The 1,244-nt window shown below is 39.6% G+C and carries 2 protein-coding genes; both read right to left on the minus strand.

From position 1 onward, the window contains the following. Nucleotides 1-21 precede the first annotated feature (21 nt). Nucleotides 22-717 carry a hypothetical protein gene (locus ACYVRH_RS12915; RefSeq protein WP_461257306.1) on the minus strand — a complete coding sequence of 232 codons (696 nt, stop codon included), beginning with the start codon at nt 715-717 and terminating at the stop codon, nt 22-24. Nucleotides 718-811: 94 nt separating this feature from the next. Beyond that, a partial coding sequence (locus ACYVRH_RS12920; RefSeq protein ID WP_461257307.1) for a class I tRNA ligase family protein occupies nt 812-1,244 on the minus strand: 433 nt, incomplete at its 5' end.

Below are 1,244 nucleotides of genomic sequence, written 5' to 3' on the forward strand. Positions count from 1 at the left end.
TATTTACCATTAAATTGCCCTTTATATGCAAAAAATAAATAATATCTGATAATTTGTTAATAATTGTGTTATTCTGATATTACCAAGCATGAGCTGATCACCGTCAAGTCTTGTCCCGTTTTCCGTATGAAGGTCGATATTTAAAAATTCCCAAGTTCCCGACGATACAGGCGTCAACGCGCAGATAGCTTTTTTATACCATGTCTCACTGTTATGAAAACCAATCCTGTCCGGTACGATGGCCCCAAGACTGGCTAAATCTGAAGGCCTTATGTAAATTTGAGTTTTAAAAGTCCCCGGACCGCCTGCAATGCTTTGAGACCCTTCACCGCCTGAGGAAGCAGACCAGATTTCAAATCGCATATATTTTCCCTCGGCGCTTTTTGGATAATAAAGATCGAACTCAACATACGTTTGATTATTTATATTTACCGCAGGATCAATGGGCGCCCTCATGCCAAATCCGCCAAAGGCTTTTCCCGAAAGAGCGGGATCAAAATAAGTGGCTAGCATAATAAGACTGCCGGTCTCAAACGGATCGTTTATAAGTTCAAAATGGCTGTTTGGGTTTGGAAGGACGCGTCCGTCATTTGTACGCCATAATTTCCAAGTGGAGAATTTTTTGTCAATATCGAACTTATAAACAGGAATTCTTTGAAGGCCGACGCCCGGATCATTGCGAAAGTAAGGATCGTTGTCATTATTTTCAAGAATCATAATTAATATAGTAATATAATAACACAATTATTAACAAATTATCAGATATTATTTATTTTTTGCATATAAAGGGCAATTTAATGGTAAATATTATTCATTTTAAAACAATATTAACCAGTTTATCAGGCACTGTAATTATTTTTGCTATTGTTTTCCCTTCAAGCCATTTTTGGGTACCGGGCAGGGAAAGGGCTGTTTTTTCAAGCTCATCTTTTGCGGTTTTTGCGGCAACATTAAATTTCTCACGAATTTTGCCGTTCACCTGGACCACAACCGTCACTTCGTCAAAAACAGTCAAGGCTGAATCAAAAGACGGCCATTTGCTGAAAGAGACCGATTCCTTGTGTCCAAGTTTTTCCCAGAGTTCTTCGCCAAGATGAGGAGCATAAGCCCCCGCCATTATCACAAGCGGCTCCCATAAAGCGCGCGGAATTTCAGCCAATTTGGCAAGCTCAGTTGAATAGATCATCATTGCGCTGATAGCGGTGTTAAAATTAAGGGTCGCGGTGTCTTTTGTTATCTTTTCA

This window comes from Treponema sp. R80B11-R83G3 (assembly GCF_054786115.1).

What these genes read in the sequence shown, in the direction of transcription:
- ACYVRH_RS12915 (WP_461257306.1), bottom strand. Translation starts at nt 717, where the DNA reads ATGATTCTTGAAAATAATGACAACGATCCTTACTTTCGCAATGATCCG.